The organism is Geodermatophilus tzadiensis (assembly GCF_003002915.1).
In the GTDB taxonomy this organism is placed as follows: domain Bacteria; phylum Actinomycetota; class Actinomycetes; order Mycobacteriales; family Geodermatophilaceae; genus Geodermatophilus; species Geodermatophilus tzadiensis.
In genome coordinates this window covers 599,524-613,265 of record NZ_PVTG01000001.1, presented here as the reverse complement: position 1 = coordinate 613,265, position 13,742 = coordinate 599,524, and the positions used below count along the sequence as shown (strand labels likewise).

Below are 13,742 nucleotides of genomic sequence, written 5' to 3'. Positions count from 1 at the left end.
CACGCCCACGCCTCATCGGAGACCACCATTCGATGCTGTCGCATCGTCCGGAGACTGCCGACTTACGGCGTCAAGATCCGTCAGACACGCCCTAGGGGCCTGTGCGGCGGATCGTGGCGCCACGACCGTCGGCACGGGCACGCCGCTGGTCGCCGAGCCGTCAGGGACCGGCGGTGCGATGACCCGCGCCTCGCGCTCCGGTCTGATCCTCATGACGTACGAGACGGTCACCTCCGCGGACGGCACCTCCATCGCCTACGAGGTCGTCGGCGCGGGCCCGCCGCTGATCGCCGTCTGTGGAGCCACGTGCGACCGCGCCCTGATGCGTCCCACCGCCCAGGCGCTCGGCAGGTGGTTCACGACCGTCGTCCACGACCGGCGCGGTCGCGGGGACAGCGGCGACACGCTCCCGTACGCGGTCGACCGGGAGGTCGAGGACATCGCCGCGCTCGTCGACCGGATCGGCGGCCCGGTCCACCTCTACGGGCACTCGTCGGGTGCCGGCCTGGTGCTGCACGCCGTCGCCGCCGGGCTGCCCGTGGACCGGTTCGTCCTGCACGACCCGCCGTACTCACCGGACGACGGGCCCGCGCGGGACGGGGCGCGCCGCTACGGACGGACCATCCGCAGCCTGCTGGCGCAGGGGCGGCGGGCCGATGCGGTGGAGGCGTTCTGCCGCCTCACCGGGATGCCGCAGGAGGTGGTCGACGGGATGCGGGGGACGCGCCGGTGGGACGAGCTGACCGCGCTGGCGCCCACCCTCGCGTACGACTCCGCGGTGATGGGCGACGTCGAGCGCGGCGGCGCCGTCCCGGAGGACGTCGCGGCCCGGGTCCCCCGGCCCGGCGTCGTCCTGGTCGGCGGCGCGAGCCCCCCGTTCATGGTGGAGGTGGGCCGGCGGCTGGCAGGGCTCCTGCCCGAGGGCCGTCTCCACGTGGTCGAGGGGCACGGCCACGTCGTGCCCCCGGACGTGCTCGCACCGGTGGTCGCCGGACACCTGCGCGACCGAGCGGCGCCCCCGGTCAGGACGACTGGCGCCAGCTCCGCCCGTCTCGGGTGACCAGGGTGGTCGCCTCGGGCGGGCCCCAGGTGGCCGCCTGGTACAGCGGGATCGGCCGGTCGTCCTGGGCCCAGAACCGCAGCACCGGGTCGACGATCCGCCAGGACCGGCCCACCTCGTCGGCCCGGATGAACAGCGTCGGGTCCCCGACGAGCGCGTCGAGGATGACCCGCTCGTAGGCGTCGGGGGACTGCTCGGTGAAGCTGCTGTAGGAGAAGTCCATCGACGCCTTCTGCACCCGGAACGCGTGGCCGGGCACCTTCGCGCCGAAGCGCAGGCTCAGCCCCTCGTCGGGCTGGACGCGGACGACGAGCGCGTCGGGCTCCAGCTCGGTCGACGGCCCGGGGAACAGCGGCAGCTGCGGCGGCTGACGGAACTGCATCACCACCTCGGTCACCCGCGCGGGCAGCCGCTTGCCGGTGCGCACGTAGACGGGCACGCCGGTCCAGCGCCAGTTGTCGATGTCCAGCCGCATCGCCACGAAGGTCTCGGTGGAGCTGAGCGGGTCGACGCCCGGCTCCTCCCGGTAGCCGGCCATCAGGTCCTCGCGCGTGCCGCCGCGGGTGTACTGCCCGCGGACGGCGTTGGCGGCGATCTCGGCCTCCTCGTCCAGCGGCCGGATCGCGCGCAGCAGCTTGACCTTCTCGTCACGGATCGCCTCGGGGTGGAACGACGTCGGCGGCTCCATGAGGAACAGCGAGAGCACCTGCAGCACGTGGTTCTGCACGATGTCGCGCATCGCGCCGGTGGTCTCGTAGAAGCCGCCCCGCTCACCGACGCCGATGGTCTCCGCGACGGTGATCTGCACGTTGTCCACCCACGTGCGGTTCCAGATCGGCTCGAAGATCGAGTTGGCGAAGCGCAGCGCCAGCAGGTTCTGCACCGTCTCCTTGGCCAGGTAGTGGTCGATCCGGAAGATCTGCTCCTCGCTGAAGGCCGTGGTCAGGTCGGCGTAGAGCTCGCGCGCGCTGTCCTCGTCCCAGCCGAACGGCTTCTCGATGACGGCGCGCACCGACTCCCCGTCACCGGGCCGGCTCAGCCCCGCCTTGCCGAGGCTGAGCGCGATCGGGCCGAACAGCCGTGGCGGGGTGGAGAAGTAGTAGACGCGGTTGCCCGCGGTGCCGTGGTCGCGGTCGCACTCCTCGAGCACCTCGGCCAGCCGGGCGTAGGTGGCCGGGTCGTCGTAGTCCCCCGCCACGTAGCGCGCGGTCTCGGTGAGCTCGTGCCACCGCGCGCCGCCGTCGCCCGGGGCGCGCTGCCGGCAGTAGTCGCGGAACTCGCCGTCGGACATCGGTGTCCGGGCCACCCCGATGAGCACGACCTCGGGCGTCAGCGCGCCCTGGTCGGCCAGCTGCTCGAGCGCCGGCAGCAGCTTGCGGGCGGTGAGGTCGCCCGAGGCGCCGAAGATGACGAGGACCCCCGCCGGTGCCCGGCGCTCCTGTTCCGCGTTCACCATGGCGCCGCGCCACCTCCCGCAGGGCCGGGTCCGGCGTCGCCGCACCTCCGCCAGGGTGCCGTTTCTACTCCCGGACCGGCGCCCACCGCCAGCGCGCGCACCGCGCGGTCCTCCCCACGGCCGGACACGCGGACGCGGCGCGCCGTCGGCAGGGGGTCTGCCGAGGTCAGCGGCGCCTCCCGGCACACCGCCACGCTCGGACCGGGCCGGACCGGTCGACATGTGGGTGTCTCCAGCGACGGGTCAGCGGACCGGCGGAGCGGCTGCACAACGATACGAACACGTGCCGTCCCAGCGTGTGCCGCTGCGCCTCCCGCGGACCCCGCCGGACCCCACACTTCCCTCACTCGCGCCGCCCTCACCGGCGGTGGCGGGCGCCGCCGCACTTCCCCTGCGGCGGCCCCAAGGACGGGATGAACGGTGGATCACGTGGCACTCCGCAGCAGTGGACTGCGCCTCGACAACGAGGTGCGCCTGGGCTGGTGGCTGGTGGTCGAGGGCCAGGAGGGCCCCGACCGCCTCGTCGCCGGCCCGTTCCCGGACCGCTCCGGCGCCGGCTGGGCCGCCGCCGTGCGCGGCGACGACGACGAGCCGGTGCGGCCGGTGTACGGCGTGCGCCGCGCCGACGGCGGCCTGCACCGCCGGCCCTCGCCGGAGGACCTGGCGTGGCTGGCGCACCTCGGCGACCAGCTCGACCGGCTCCCCGAGGACCGGGCCGGCGAGCCGGCCGAGGACGACCCCCTGACCACGCTGCTGGTCGAGGTCACCGCCGCGCTGGCCGAGTCCGGCCTGCCGCTGTGGGACGCGACCGGCGCCGGCAGCGCGCTGGGCGGCGCCTGCCTGGCCGTGGAGACCGCGCTGGACGGCGTGGTGGTGAGCTGGCGCCAGCACGACCGGATGAGCGTCGACCAGGTGCACGGCGCCGAGACCGACGCCGTCGTGCAGCGGGTGATGAACAGCGCGCTGGGCGACGTCCTGCTGGTGCGCGGCTTCGACGTCGAGACGCTGGGTGGCGTGGCCGGCGGCTGCGTCGTCCGCCCCGGGGCGTGACCGCCGTGAGCGCCGGCCCCTCCCTCCTGGCGCGCCGCCCGGCCGCCCCGGCCGGGGACGGCCTGGGCCTGGTCGAGCTGCTCGACCTGCTCGGTCTCGACCCCGCCGGTGACCCGCCCGCGGCCCACCGCCGCGCCGCCGACCCCCTCGGCCGGGTGCGGACCTGGGTGCACCGGGCCGCCGACTGGGGCTCCGGCCCGCAGCGCTCCTGGTGCGCGTGGTGACCCCCGTGGTGCCCGCAGGGCTCGTCGAGCTGGTCGTGTGGCCGGTGGTCGCCGTCGTCGGCTTCCTGGTGATGGCCGGGCTGGTCGTCGTCCTGGGCCGCAGCTCGACGGCCCGCTACGAGTTCGAGCGCAACGCCGTCCGGCCACCCGCGACCGCCCGGGCCGCCGGGCCCGGCCCGGGAGGCGGCGCGACGCTGCCGGCCCCGGCCGTCCCGGCCGGTCCGTCCGCCGGCCCGGCCGGCGGCAGCGAGGCGCGGGCCGACCTCGGGACCGAGGTCCGTCCCGCGGGCCGGACCGCGGTGGGCGTGGCGGCGCACCCGGCCGGCCGCCGCCTCGCCGCCGCCGAGGGCGCGACGGCGTGGTGGCTGGTCGACGGGTCGGAGGACCGGCCGGGGCAGCACGCGGTCGCCGGGCCGTTCGACACCCGCACCGACGCCCTGTGCACCGCGCTGGCCGCCGGGCTCGACGGGTCCGCCCGCGCCGTCCACGGCACCCTGCGCGCCGACGGCACGGTGGTCCGCCGGGTCTCCGCGCAGGACTCGGCGTGGCTGACCCACCTGGGCGAGCAGCTCGACCGGCTGCCCGAGGAGTGGGACGCCGACGTCGACGACGACGACCCGCTGGTCACCCTGCTCGTCGAGGTCACCGCCGCGCTCGCCGAGTCCGGCCTGCCGCTGTGGGACGCCACGGGCCCGCGCAGCGCCCACGGCGGGGTCTGCGTCTCGGTGGAGCCGGGGCTGGGCGGCGTGGTGGTCAGCTGGCGGCAGCACGACCGGATGAGCGTCGAGCAGGTGCACGGCGCGGACGCCGACGTCGACGTCCAGCAGGTCCTCAACGCGGCGCTCGCCGACGTGCTGCGGGTGCGCGGGTTCGCCGTCGACGCCCTCGGCGGCGCGGCCAGCGGCTGCGTCGTCCACGGCGGGGCGTGACCGCGGGGCGGGAGACGGCGCCCCGCCCCGACCCGGGCCGGGCGCGTCCCCGTTGACCGGCGGGGCGGCGCCGGGCACCCTCCGGTCCGCCGAGCCGGCCGCCGAGAGGGCCGTCCGCCGACCCGAGGGGGCACCGTGCGCGTCCGTCCCCCCGCCGTCGCCGCACTGCTCGCCCTCGCGCTGGCCGCGACCGGCTGCAGCACCGTGGTCGCCGGCGTGGCGAGCCCGCCCGGGGGCACGCGCACCGACGCCACCGACGCCGACCTGACCGTGCAGCTGGCCGAGGAGGGCGACGAGACCGACCGCATCGCCCGCAACGCCCTCGTCGACGTCCTCACCTACTGGGACCGCACCTACCCGGAGGTCTTCGGCGGCGGGTTCGGCCCGGTCGACGGCGGCTTCTGGTCCATCGACCCCGACGAGACCGACCCCGCCGACCTGCCCGACGGCCCCTGCTTCGCCGACGACGTCGAGGACCTGGCCGACAACGCCTACTACTGCCCCGACGAGGACCTCGTCGTCTACGACCGCGGGTGGATGGCGGAGCTGGCGGAGGACTACGGCCCGTTCGTGGTCGCCGAGGTCATGGCGCACGAGATCGCGCACGCCGTCCAGGCGCACGCCGGTCTCGACGACCCCTCGATCGTCGCCGAGACCCAGGCCGAGTGCTTCGCCGGCGCGTGGACCCGGTGGGTGGTGCGGGGCGGGGCGGCGCACTTCTCCGTCCGCCCCAAGGAGCTCGACCCCTACCTGCTGGGGTACCTCTACTTCGGCGACGAGGCGGGCTCCTCGCCCGACGCCGAGGACGCGCACGGCTCGGTCTTCGACCAGCTGTCGGCGTTCCAGGAGGGCTACGCCGACGGCCCGGTGGCGTGCGCGGCCTTCGACTCCGCACGGCTGTTCACCGAGGAGGAGTTCGGCGCCGACGAGGCGGCCACCGGCGGCGACCTGCCCTACGAGGAGGTCGTCGCCGGCACCGACGACCTGCTCACCGCCTTCTGGGACCAGGCGCTCAGCCGCGGCTTCCCCGGCACCGACCCGCTCGGCGGCCTGCTCGACGCCCCCGACCTGCGCGCCGCCGACGGCACCGGGACGGTCTGCGGCGGTGGCGGCGAGCTGGACCTGCAGTTCTGCCCGGTGGACGACACGGTGCGCTACGACGGCGTCGAGCTGCTCGAGCCGGCCTACGCCGAGGTCGGGGACTTCGCCGTCCCCACGCTGCTCGGGCTGCCCTACGGGATGGCGGTGCGCGAGCAGCGCGGCCTGTCGGTGGACGACGCCGCGGCCGTGACCGGCTCGGTGTGCGCCACGGGCTGGCTGGTCCGCGAGGTGCACCGCGGTGCCGTCGACGGGCTGGACGTCGCCCTGTCCCCGGGCGACGTCGACGAGGCCGCCGTCGTGCTGCTGCGCTACGCCACCGACGAGACCGTCGTCCCGGTGCCGGGGCTGTCGGGCTTCGAGCTGGTCGACGACTTCCGGCGCGGCTTCGTCGAGGGCGGGGCCGCCTGCGGCTTCTAGGCCGGCGCGTCGAGGAAGGCCTCGACCACCGGCGCGAGCTCCCGCGCCTCGGTGACCAGCGCCAGGTGCCCGCCGTGGTGCAGGTGCAGCTGCGCCCGCGGGATGCCGCGGGCCAGGATGCGCGCGTTGACGGTCGGGATGATCGGGTCGTCGTCGCCGGCGACCACCAGCGTGGGCTGCCGGATCAGCGACAGGAACGGCAGGCTGCTCCAGCCCGCGCTCGCGGCCAGCTGGTAGTAGTAGCCGCGCCGCGGGCCCAGCCGGCTGGCCGAGTGCAGCACGCGGGCGGCCATCCCCGGGTCGCTGCGCACCGTGCCGCCGTAGAGCATCGCGGCGACCTCCTCGGCGTACCGGGCGTCGCGGTGCCGCCGCGGCGTGAGCATGTGCGCCAGCACCCGCGGGTGCGCGGGCACCATCAGGCTGCCGGTGCCGGTGGCCGCCAGCACGAGCCGGCGGCAGCGGCGGCGGTGCTGCACGGCGAAGTGCTGCGCCAGCCCGCCGCCCCAGGACAGGCCGAGGACGTCGACCGGCTCGTCGTGGCCGAGCTCGCAGAGCATGCCGGCGACCACCGGCGTCAGCGTGGCCAGCACGTAGGGGACGACGGGCTTGGGGGAGCCGCCGATGCCGGGGACGTCGAAGCGGATCACCGTCCGCCGCGGGTGGACAGCGTCGACGAAGGGCTGCAGCACCTCGAGGCTGGCGCCGATGCCGTTCATCAGCAGCAGCGGCGGGACCGACCCGTCCCCGCGGCGCACCGCCACGCGCAGCGTGCGGCCCCCGACGGTCAGCGAGCGGACCGACTCGGCGCCGGCCCGCGGCTGCTCGCCCGCCGGGTCGCCCGTCAGGTCACTTGTCGAAGACATACGTCCCCGGCGCGTCGCCCAGGACCGGGTGCTCGGCGCTGCCCAGCTCCTCCGGTGCCGGCTTCTCCTCCCCGGCCCGCTCGGCGAGCCAGTCGGTGAAGTCCGGCCACCACGAGCCCTTCTCCTTGTGCGCGGAGGCCAGCCAGCGCTCGGGGTCCTCCGGCGTCTCCGGCGCCACCTGGAAGGACGCCTTCGGGTTGGCGGGCGGGTTGACCAGCGAGGCGATGTGCCCGGCGGTGGACAGCACGAACCGGCTGCGCCCGCCGAGCATCCGGGTGGTGCGGTAGCAGGACTGCCACGGGCACAGGTGGTCGGCGATCCCGGCGGTGACGTAGGTGTCGACCGTGACCGTCGAGAGGTCCACCGGCGTCCCGAGCATGCTGGCCGCCCCGGGCGTGCTGAGCAGGTTGCCGACGGCGAGCTCGATGAAGTCGCGGTGCAGCGCGGCGCTCATCCGGGTGGTGTCGGCGTTCCAGTAGAGGATGTCGAAGGCCGGCGGCGGGTTGCCCTGCAGGTAGTTGTTGACCCAGTAGTTCCACACCAGGTCGTTGGGCCGCAGCCACGCGAAGACCTCGGCGAGCATCGCGCCGTCGAGGTAGCCCTTCTTCCGCGACTTCTCGGTGGCCTCCCGCACCGCCTCCTCGTCCATGAGCGCGCCGATGGTGCCGGCGCGCTCCCAGTCCAGGACGGTGACGGCGAAGCTGGCGGCCGCGACCCGGTCGAGCCGGCCGGTGGCGGCCAGGTGGGCCAGCACCATGCTGGCGATGATCCCGCCGGAGCAGAAGCCCTGGAGGGCCACCTGGTCGCTGCCGGTGATCTCCTGGGCGGCGTCGGCGGCGTCGAGCACCGCCTGGCCGTAGGCGTCCAGACCCCAGTCGGCGTGCCGCTCGTCGGGGTTGCGCCAGCTGATCATGAAGACCTGGTGGCCGGCGGAGACGTAGTGCTCGACGATGCTGCGGCCCGGCGCGAGGTCGGTGACGTAGTACTTGTTGATCGTCGGCGGCACGATCACCAGCGGGACGCTGCGCACGGTCTCGGTCGTCGGCCGGTACTGCAGCAGCTCGAACACCGGCGTCCGCAGCACCACCGCGCCGGGCGTGACGGCGAGGTCCTCGCCCACGGTGAACGCGTCGGGCTCCACCATCGAGGGCACCCGCGGCGCCGAGGCCAGGTCGGAGACCAGCCGGCGCACGCCCGTGACGGCGTTGCGGCCGCCGGTGTCGACGACCGCCTTGAGCGCCAGCGGGTTGAGGAACGGCACGTTGCTGGGCGCGAGCGCGTCGACGACGTTGGTGAGCGCGAAGCGGATCCGCTCGTCGTCCTGCCAGTCGAGCTCGACGTCGTCGATCAGCCGCGCGGCGGCCTGGGCGGCGGCCATGTGCGCCTGCATCGTGCGCCGGAGCAGCCAGTTGTCCTTCCAGGCGCGGTCGGCGAAGCGCCGGTCCTTGGGCGAGGGCGCGATCTCCGAGCGGCCGGCCACGATCCGGCCCAGCTCGCTGACCAGCTCGCCGCCGTGGCGGGTCACGGCCGAGGGCCGGCGGACCAGCGCGCCGCCCAGGTGGGCGAGGGTGCGGGCCGGGGGCACCATGCGGCGCAGCGGACCGCGGGCGGCGTCGACCAGGATCATGTCGAGGCCGAGGACGGCGTCGCCGGCCTGCTCGGTGGCCTCGTCGGTCGACCCGGCGACGACGGTGGGCCGGCTGCTCGGCTGGTCCGGCGTCGGACGGCTGGCGGTGGTGGTCATCCCGGGGACTCCTCGCGGACGGATGCGGAACCCAGGCCACTCAAGCACAGGTCTCCGGACCCGGCAGGGGGACGGGGGTCCCGGCGCCCGTGGTCACCCTCCTCAGGGGGACGGGCGCGCCGCCCGGCCGCGGCGGTCGCGCAGCGCCGTCACCACCGCCGGCCAGCCCAGCGCCAGGCCCGCGCCGAGCAGCGCGCCGGCCACGGTGTCCGACAGCCAGTGCGCGCGCAGGTAGACCCGCGAGAGCGCCATGACCGCGGCGAAGACCACCGCCCGCACCTCCCAGCGCCAGCGTGCCGGGCCCGGCGGCACCAGCACCAGCACCAGCCCGACCGCGGTCACCGCGCCGGCGATGGCGTGCCCGGAGGGGAAGGCCGCCGCCGAGGTCTCGATGAGCGCACCCGGCGGACGCGGCCGGTCGAACGCGGCCTTCACCGGGCCGATCGCCGCCTCGCTGGTGACCACCGCCAGCGCGAAGGCGAGCAGGCGGGCCCAGTGCCGCCGCCCGGCCAGCAGCAGCACCGCCAGCGCCCGCAGCGGCCAGTTCACCCAGCCGCTGCCCAGCCACGACAGCGTGACCGCCACCCAGGTCGCCGGCTCGTTGCGCACGGCGCCGGCCCACTCCCACACCACGTCGTCGACCGCCTGCACCGCCGGGCGGGTCGCCGGCAGCGCCACCAGCAGGCCGATGCCCACCGCCCCGGCGAGCAGGACGGCGCTCACCCGCAGGCCGCGGCGGGCGTCGACGAGCATCAGGCCGGCCGGCCGACGGCGAGCCGCACCAGCGCCCCGACCAGCAGCCCGAGCCCCACCCCGCCGACCACGTCCAGCGGCAGGTGCGCCGCCACGTGCACCCGGGCCAGGCACACGGCGGCGGCCAGCAGCACCCCCGCGACGCGGGCCGGACGGCGCAGCCACGGCCAGGCCACGGTGAGCACGGTGACCACGACGGCGGCGTGCCCGGAGAGGAAGCCGCGCCCGCGGGCGGCCGCGCCGCGGACCACCACGCCGTCGAGCAGCCCGTCGGGGCGCCCGCGCACCACCACGTCCTTGATCCCCTTGGCGGCCAGGTAGGTGCCGACGCCGGCCAGCAGCAGCCCGGCCGCCAGCCGCCAGTGCCGCAGCGCGGCGGCGACCAGCGCGCTCGCCGGCACGACCAGCACGTTGCCCAGCTGCATCACCGGCCAGACCAGCACGAACGGCAGCACGTCGACGCCGTTGACCGCCCGGAACACGGCCGCCTCGGTGGCGGGCACCCGCGCCGGCTCGACCGGGAGCGCCGCGAGCAGCAGCACGAGGGCACCGACGCCGGCCAGCGCCGCCTCGGGGCCCCACAGCCGCACGACCGGGCGCGGGCGGGTGCCCGCGCGGCCGCTCACGTCGTCTCCGGCACCAGCTCCGTGCGGGGAGCGGAGTTCGGCTCCCGCCGCCACGAGCGGTTGTGCCGCCAGAACAGGTAGGTGCCGATCCCGAGCGGGATGGGCAGGACGTAGGTCAGCGCGCGGAAGACCAGGACCGCCGCCGCCACCAGCGCCCGGTCCCCGCCGAACGCCGACAGGCCGGTGATCAGCGCCAGCTCGATCACACCCAGTCCGCCCGGGGTGAACGGGACCGCCGTGAGCAGCCGGGCGAAGGCGAAGACGGCCAGCGCCTCGACGACGCCGACCTGCTCCGCGGTCACGCCCAGCGCGCGCAACGCGACGACCAGGACGAGGAACAGGGACAGGTGGCTGACCAGGGTGGTCAGGGTGATCCAGTGCCAGCGGGCGCGCAGCAGCAGCACCGTGCGGTCGCGGAACTTCGTGGTCGCCTGGTCCCAGCCCTGCACCGGCGGCCGGCCGAACGGGCGCAGCAGCGCGGAGGCCACCCGCCCGGTGACGGTGCCGATGCGGGCGGCGCCCTCGCGGCTGCGCAGCAGCAGGCCCAGCACCACGACGGCCGCGATCAGCCCCGCCACGCCGGCGAGCCCGCCGGCCAGCCACCCGGCGCTCGCCCTGGACGACGTGGAGGCCAGCAGCGCGAGGGCCACCACCGGCAGGCCGAGCTTGGCGAAGTTGTTCCACAGGCCCGAGACCAGCAGCGAGACCGAGGTCCGGGACCGCGAGAAGCCCCAGGAGGAGTTCATCCCGTAGGTCAGCCCGAGCGAGATCGCGGCGCCTCCCACCACGGTGTTGGACACCGCGGTGGTGGTGAGCGTCGAGACGGTCGCCTCGCGCAGCCGCAGCCCGGGCATGGTCGCGGTCATCACGAACTGGTAGGTGGCCAGGTTCCACGCCGTGACCAGCAGCAGCAGCGCCACCTCCGTCCAGGACATGCCCGTCACCGCGGACCAGACGGCGGACAGGCTGGTGAACTGCGGCAGGAACCACACGAAGACCGCGGCCACCAGGACGAGGGAGAGCAGCGGCGGGAGCACCCGGCGCCACAGCGGGGTCGGGCGCGGTGGCCGGTCGGGAGGTGCCTTCGGCGCGACGGCGGTCATGACGGGTCCCCCTCGTCGGCGGGCGGGTCCAGGTGCAGCCGGCCCCCGCTCCCGGTGTGCACCTGGGCGGCCAGGTCCTCGCGGCTGACCACCCCGAGGCCCTGGGTGGCCAGGGCCAGCGGCTCGCCGCGGTTCTCCCCGGACAGCGTGAACACCACCGTGGTGCAGCCCCCCGGGAAGACGTAGTAGCGCCGGCCGAGGTACTGCGGGGTCACCTGGGTGACCCGCTCGAAGCGGCGCAGGTCCTCCCGCTCGCTGGGGATCTCGGTGGCGCCGCTGGTGTCGCACTCCGCGGCCAGCCGCACCTCGATGGCGTGCACCCCGTCCCGGTCGGAGTCCAGCCAGAACCGGGCCCAGCCGGAGCGGGCGTCCAGGCCGGCGAAGGTCCAGCCCACCGGGACGCTCTCCACGCACGGCACCCAGGTCGCCGTCGGCACCGCCTGCGCCATGAGGACGACGCCGTCGGCCGCGTCGCCCTCGTCACCGGTGGAGCACGCCGGCACCTCGGCGCTGACGCTGGTGGCGCCGCCGCACGCGGCCAGCAGGGGAGCGGCGGTCAGCACCGCCACCGCGGCGGCGCGCCGGGCGCCGGTCACAGCGGCGACCCGAGCACGTCGACCGCGACGGTCACGGCCAGCACCAGCGCCAGGCCGGTGACCAGGCTCAGCCCGACCCGGCGCCAGGTCCACCGCTGGATCCGCACCGGCGGCAGCCGGTAGGGCAGCAGCTTGAGGAACTCGGCGTGCAGGTCGCGGCCCTGCGCCCGCAGCATCCGGCGCAGCTGCGAGGGCATCGTCAGGCCGCGGGTGGCCGCGAACGCCTCGGCGATCTCCTCGTCGGAGAAGCACAGCCGGGCCCGGGCGTACACCCGCGCGGGGTCGGTGCGCAGCGCCAGGACCAGCATCGTGTTGGCCAGGTCCACGGCCTCCCGCCACGGGCTGGGGCGCACCTCGGCGAAGGCGGAGTCGATGAGGTACAGCGTCCCGTCGCGCACCATCACGTTGGCCGGCTTGATGTCGCGGTGCGCGATGCCGACCTCCCACATCCGCCGGACGACGGCCAGGCCCTGGTCGATCACCGCGTCGTCCACGACGGTCTCCGGGTCGCCGATCTCGCGGGCGCCGGCGAGGAACTCCGCGACGAGCAGGTACTCGCGCTCCGGGGTGATCTCCACGATGCCCAGCGGGTGCGGCACGGGCAGGCCGGCGTCGGACATCAGGCGCAGCACGTAGTCCTCGTACTGCACCAGCCGGCGCACGCTGTGGTAGGGCTTCTCGTCCTCGAGCCGGCCGTAGAGCAGCGTGCGGCCCAGCTTGAACCAGCGGTCGGAGCGCACGTGCGTGGCGGCGTAGAGCTTGCCGAAGACGCAGCTCTCGTCCTCCTCCACCGCGTCGTCGGCCTTGACGGTGATCCTCAGCGGGGTGGAGCCGCCCGACCCGGCCAGGCCGAAGGGCGCCACCGCCGTGGCCACCAGGCCGAGCTGGTCCTGCAGCGCCCGGATGATCGCCTCGCCCCGGGCGCCGGAGACGTCGAGGTGCGCCGGGCTGCCCCGGCGGTAGACGACGGGGTAGACCTCGTTGGGCGTCAGCAGCCGGAAGGCGGCCAGCGGTGCCGCGACGCCGAGCACCACCCCGGCGAGGACGTCGGTCGGGTGGTCCTGGGCCAGGTAGAGCCGGGAGGCGGCGGTGACCAGCAGCAGCCCGCACACCACCCACTTGCCGGTGTCGCGCCGCCGGCCGGCCGGCACCAGGGAGTACAGGGCGCTGACCAGGATGGTGGCCAGGACCGCCATCGGCACCGAGGGCATGGAGAACCCCGACCAGGGGCCGAGCACCTCGACCTCGTAGGGCCGCGGGCGCTGCAGCGTCGAGGCGAGCGTGGCCGAGGTGTTGAAGACGAGCAGGCCGACGCCGATCGACACGAACAGGTGCCGCCAGCGCCGGAACACCGCCAGGACGGCGAGGTTGACCAGCCAGAGCGCGTGGACGGCCGTGCCGGTGGCGAGCACCCCCGCGACCTCGGCGACGTCGGTCAGGGTGGGCGAGCGGACCGCGGCGAGGGCCTGCAGGACGCGGGTGTCGACGAGGTCGAAGAACGGCACGCTGCCGGTGGCCACCACGACGGCCCAGCCGGCCACCACGACGACGCTGAGGGCCAGCCACCACTTGCCCGAGGCGTTGAGGTGGCGCGGCAGCGGCGGCGGCTCGCCGGAGGGCCGGCGGCGGCGGTGCACGCGCTGCACCGGCGGGGGGCCCGGACGCCGGACCGCTCCTGCCGCCGGTGCCCGGGGCGCGGGCGCCGTCCCCGGTGTCGACGCGGGGGCCCGCGTGGTGGCCGCCATGTGGGCCGATGCTGCACCCGATGCACGCCCGTGACCATCGACCTTGGTCCCACCCGGGGCTAGCGTGGCGCTGCC

General features: G+C 75.8%; 13 protein-coding genes. 5 read left to right on the top strand and 8 right to left on the bottom strand.

What is annotated here, in order from left to right; all coding sequences use genetic code 11:
• Nucleotides 1–178 precede the first annotated feature (178 nt).
• Complete coding sequence (locus tag LY71_RS02970) at nucleotides 179–1,060, top strand: alpha/beta fold hydrolase (RefSeq protein ID WP_245887618.1); 882 nt, start codon at nucleotides 179–181, stop codon at nucleotides 1,058–1,060.
• Here LY71_RS02970 and zwf read toward each other — a convergent pair.
• A complete protein-coding gene (gene zwf / locus LY71_RS02965; RefSeq protein ID WP_106275430.1) occupies nucleotides 1,023–2,516 on the bottom strand; it encodes a glucose-6-phosphate dehydrogenase in 1,494 nt (497 codons plus the stop codon). The genes LY71_RS02970 and zwf overlap by 38 nt on opposite strands.
• A gap of 429 nt (nucleotides 2,517–2,945) precedes the next feature.
• On the opposite strand from zwf, the gene LY71_RS02960 reads away from it, so the two are divergent.
• The 4 genes from LY71_RS02960 to LY71_RS02945 all read left to right on the top strand — a co-directional run bounded on the left by LY71_RS02960 (nucleotide 2,946) and on the right by LY71_RS02945 (nucleotide 6,237).
• Nucleotides 2,946–3,566 (top strand): hypothetical protein, encoded by a 621-nt coding sequence (locus tag LY71_RS02960; RefSeq protein WP_106275429.1) that lies wholly within the window; start codon nucleotides 2,946–2,948, stop codon nucleotides 3,564–3,566.
• Nucleotides 3,563–3,790: a hypothetical protein gene (locus LY71_RS02955; protein WP_106275428.1), complete on the top strand. Its 228-nt coding sequence runs from the start codon at nucleotides 3,563–3,565 to the stop codon at nucleotides 3,788–3,790. Before LY71_RS02960 ends, LY71_RS02955 begins: the two co-directional genes overlap by 4 nt.
• Before the next feature lie 5 nt (nucleotides 3,791–3,795).
• On the top strand, nucleotides 3,796–4,719 hold the full coding sequence (locus tag LY71_RS02950) for a hypothetical protein (RefSeq protein ID WP_146146043.1): 924 nt from the start codon (nucleotides 3,796–3,798) through the stop codon (nucleotides 4,717–4,719).
• A gap of 135 nt (nucleotides 4,720–4,854) precedes the next feature.
• Nucleotides 4,855–6,237: a neutral zinc metallopeptidase gene (locus tag LY71_RS02945; protein ID WP_106275426.1), complete on the top strand. Its 1,383-nt coding sequence runs from the start codon at nucleotides 4,855–4,857 to the stop codon at nucleotides 6,235–6,237.
• Here the strand turns inward: LY71_RS02945 and phaZ are convergent.
• The 7 genes from phaZ to LY71_RS02910 form a co-directional block, all read right to left on the bottom strand.
• Nucleotides 6,234–7,100, bottom strand: a complete 867-nt coding sequence (phaZ, locus tag LY71_RS02940) for a poly(3-hydroxyalkanoate) depolymerase (RefSeq protein WP_106275425.1) — start codon at nucleotides 7,098–7,100, stop codon at nucleotides 6,234–6,236. The two genes, LY71_RS02945 and phaZ, sit on opposite strands and share 4 nt — an antisense overlap.
• On the bottom strand, nucleotides 7,084–8,844 hold the full coding sequence (locus LY71_RS02935; RefSeq protein ID WP_106275424.1) for a PHA/PHB synthase family protein: 1,761 nt from the start codon (nucleotides 8,842–8,844) through the stop codon (nucleotides 7,084–7,086). The genes phaZ and LY71_RS02935 overlap by 17 nt, the downstream gene beginning before the upstream one ends.
• Nucleotides 8,845–8,946: 102 nt before the next feature.
• Nucleotides 8,947–9,597 (bottom strand): phosphatase PAP2 family protein, encoded by a 651-nt coding sequence (locus tag LY71_RS02930; RefSeq protein WP_106275423.1) that lies wholly within the window; start codon nucleotides 9,595–9,597, stop codon nucleotides 8,947–8,949.
• Nucleotides 9,597–10,223 (bottom strand): phosphatase PAP2 family protein, encoded by a 627-nt coding sequence (locus LY71_RS02925; protein WP_106275422.1) that lies wholly within the window; start codon nucleotides 10,221–10,223, stop codon nucleotides 9,597–9,599. The genes LY71_RS02930 and LY71_RS02925 overlap by 1 nt, the downstream gene beginning before the upstream one ends.
• The gene (locus LY71_RS02920; RefSeq protein ID WP_106275421.1) at nucleotides 10,220–11,326 is read right to left on the bottom strand and encodes a lysylphosphatidylglycerol synthase transmembrane domain-containing protein; all 1,107 of its coding nucleotides are present in this window, start codon (nucleotides 11,324–11,326) and stop codon (nucleotides 10,220–10,222) included. Before LY71_RS02920 ends, LY71_RS02925 begins: the two co-directional genes overlap by 4 nt.
• Nucleotides 11,323–11,922 carry a hypothetical protein gene (locus tag LY71_RS02915; RefSeq protein ID WP_106275420.1) on the bottom strand — a complete coding sequence of 200 codons (600 nt, stop codon included), beginning with the start codon at nucleotides 11,920–11,922 and terminating at the stop codon, nucleotides 11,323–11,325. The genes LY71_RS02920 and LY71_RS02915 overlap by 4 nt, the downstream gene beginning before the upstream one ends.
• A complete protein-coding gene (locus tag LY71_RS02910; RefSeq protein WP_245887617.1) occupies nucleotides 11,919–13,559 on the bottom strand; it encodes a phosphatase PAP2 family protein in 1,641 nt (546 codons plus the stop codon). The genes LY71_RS02915 and LY71_RS02910 overlap by 4 nt, the downstream gene beginning before the upstream one ends.
• Nucleotides 13,560–13,742 lie beyond the last annotated feature (183 nt).